3 protein-coding genes are annotated in these 2,625 nt (G+C 39.3%); all 3 read right to left on the bottom strand.

The window, feature by feature from the left end; genetic code table 11:
- Positions 1 to 26 precede the first annotated feature (26 nt).
- The 3 genes from H5072_RS16450 to H5072_RS16440 all read right to left on the bottom strand — a co-directional run bounded on the left by H5072_RS16450 (position 27) and on the right by H5072_RS16440 (position 2,531).
- The gene (locus H5072_RS16450; RefSeq protein ID WP_182694140.1) at positions 27 to 1,223 is read right to left on the bottom strand and encodes a dipeptidase; all 1,197 of its coding nucleotides are present in this window, start codon (positions 1,221 to 1,223) and stop codon (positions 27 to 29) included.
- Positions 1,224 to 1,287: 64 nt separating this feature from the next.
- Positions 1,288 to 1,542: a YheU family protein gene (locus H5072_RS16445; RefSeq protein WP_004335925.1), complete on the bottom strand. Its 255-nt coding sequence runs from the start codon at positions 1,540 to 1,542 to the stop codon at positions 1,288 to 1,290.
- 2 nt (positions 1,543 to 1,544) lie between these two features.
- Positions 1,545 to 2,531 carry a hydrolase gene (locus H5072_RS16440; RefSeq protein WP_024606596.1) on the bottom strand — a complete coding sequence of 329 codons (987 nt, stop codon included), beginning with the start codon at positions 2,529 to 2,531 and terminating at the stop codon, positions 1,545 to 1,547.
- Positions 2,532 to 2,625: the final 94 nt, after the last annotated feature.

The raw sequence follows: 2,625 nt of genomic DNA, 5'->3' as shown, positions 1-2,625 counted from the left end.
CCAATTACTAATATATGATAAAAGCTTTAGTGTTTCTTCGCATACTCTTGCGCTTGTTTTAAAACTCTTAATAAATTGCCACTTAAAATCTTTTTAATATCTTTGTCGCTGTAATCTCTATCCATTAAACCTTGGACAAGATTTGGGTAGCTAGATACATCTTTTAAGCCGATAGGTAATGAATCGCCAACTCCATCATAATCAGAGCCAATACCTACATAATCAATACCAATTAGCTCAACTACGTGATCAATATGGTCAAGTACTTGCTCAAGACTTGCAAATGGATACGGATTTTTAGCACGGTACGCAGCATCAAAATCTTTACTTAACTTAGTGCCTTCTTTTTTAGCTGACTCTTTTGTACTTTTTAATTGCTTGCCCCAACTACCTGCTTTAGCGGTAACAAAGCTTGATCCAAAGTTGATTTGAATAACGCCGCCATTTTCTTTCAGCGCTAATAGCATATCGTCATTCATATTACGCTCAAAGCCAGGCGTGTATTTACGAAGTGATGAATGAGAGGCAATTACTGGTGTTTTAGAAAGATCCATAACCTGATAAAACGCATCATCAGAAATATGCGATACGTCAATTAGCATGCCTATATTATTCATTTCAGTGACAAGCTTTTTACCAAATGGGCTTAAGCCTTTCCATTTACGGCGTATATCGTAAGACGAATCCGAAATATGGTTGCTTTGAGAGTGCGCTAGTGTGATGTAACGAATGCCACGGTCGTAAAAGTGCTGAAGGTTTTTCATATCACCTTCGATTGGAGAGCCATTTTCCATACCCATGGCTATAGACAGCTTACCTTGTTTAAATTGCTCTTCAATATCAGAGCTTGAGCTCGCAATAGCAAACTTATCGGGTGCGCGCTGGACTATGGCTTCCATACTATCAATCATTTGATTGGCTAGCTGGTAGCTTTTTCCTTTACCCTCAAACTCTAAATGCGCAGGAATATAAATCGACATAAACGGTGCGTTTAAACCGCCTTTTACAGCGCGAGGATAGTCAAAATCGCCATCACTAGTTGCTTTGGTTACATCAACCCAGCTTTCGTGAATTCGATAAGGTACGTCAATATGGGTATCAATTAAAATGGTATCTTTAGCGAGTTTAATTGCCTTATCAGATGCTGTTATTGTTTGTTCTGCTTGGGCTTGGCTAGTTAAAGCTAGTGATATGGCTACCACTAGAGTGCTGAGTTTTATCATGTTTTGGCTCTTTGGGTAAAAAGCCATTGTGTACGTTCAATTCAAAAGTTACAAGTACTACGCCTTAATCAAACGACTGTGCTTGATGCTCTTCACTTTGCAGCGCTTTAAATTCGCCTTTTGAAATTATAGTTACAGACTCGTGTAATTCTGAGAAAAACACCATCGCTTCGCCATTTTTAAGCTGCAGCTTTACTTGGCTTACTTTAGATTCGATGCTTGCCTCTACTTCACCATAATCGGTACCTTCGCGTAATACGTAGCTTTCGATTAAGTTATAAAGAGTGTCTTGATCGAGTTGTTCAAAAGGGATAATCATTACTACTTGTTACTCGCTTTATTTGATACGTGCTGGCTAAAATAATGAGGGACGGCTTTTTCTAACCAAAATATAGGTTTAAACGGATTTTTACCGCTAATAAAACCAACATGCCCGCCCTTGTCAGAGATACGCAGCGTAACATGCTCACTTACGTCTTGCCTACTCGGTACGGCTTTAATTGAGAGCATAGGGTCGTCTTTGGAATGAATAATAAGTGTGGGTACAGCAATATCTTTCAAGTACGGCATAGCACTGGCTTTACGGTAGTAATCGTGTGCGTTTTCAAAACCATGTAGAGGGGCTGTTAACTGATTATCAAACTCTAATAAATCGTCAATTTTCATTAACTGTTTTGGCGTTAATGAAATTTGTTGCTTAATTTGTGGCAGCTTTCGCTGCATTGATTTTTTCATCCGATCGAGCAGATATTTTTGGTAAATTTTACCTAAGCTTTTACGAATAACATCGCTCGATGACGACAAATCATAAGGAGCAGATACCACCGCAGCTGCACTTAATGGGCATTTTTCGCGTTCTTCACCTAAGTATTTGGCAAGTACGTTACCGCCCAATGAAAAACCAACAGCGACCATAGTGCGCTTAGGAAATTGCAGCTTTAAGTGATTTATAAAAAAAGCTAAATCGGCGGTGTCACCGCTGTGATAAGCACGAGGTAGGCGATTTACTTCAGTTGAGCAATTTCTAAAGTGCATAAGCACAACTGCATAACCTTGTTTTTTTAATGCCTTCATCATGCCTTTGGCATAAAAGCTATTTATATTGCCTTCGAGTCCGTGCAAAACAACAGCAAGTGGTGCGGTTTCATTATGTGGAAGTGACCATGCAAGCTCAATAAAGTCACCATCAGGTGTATCAAGTTGCTCAAGTTCGTAGGACGTATTGTGAAATGGGCGGAAAAAACGCGGCATTATGGTCTGAACGTGACGATTGGTCATCCACCATGCTGGTTTGAACTGAGAGATCATGTTTGTACTACGCACTTTGTATTAAACGAAAAGCTAGTGTATCAAATTTTTCGCTTCAGAAAATAAAAAGCGCCTAACTAGTAAACTAATAAGG

This window comes from Pseudoalteromonas sp. SR45-5, assembly GCF_014163565.1.
Classification (GTDB): domain Bacteria; phylum Pseudomonadota; class Gammaproteobacteria; order Enterobacterales; family Alteromonadaceae; genus Pseudoalteromonas; species Pseudoalteromonas distincta.
The sequence above is the reverse complement of the archived record's forward strand: the minus strand, read 5'-3'. Positions and strand labels throughout refer to the sequence as shown.

Bases quoted from the DNA above. Each gene is read 5' to 3' on its own strand.
- H5072_RS16440 (WP_024606596.1), bottom strand. From the start codon at position 2,531: ATGATCTCTCAGTTCAAACCAGCATGGTGGATGACCAATCGTCACGTT.
- H5072_RS16450 (WP_182694140.1), bottom strand. From the start codon at position 1,223: ATGATAAAACTCAGCACTCTAGTGGTAGCCATATCACTAGCTTTAACT.
- H5072_RS16445 (WP_004335925.1), bottom strand. From the start codon at position 1,542: ATGATTATCCCTTTTGAACAACTCGATCAAGACACTCTTTATAACTTA.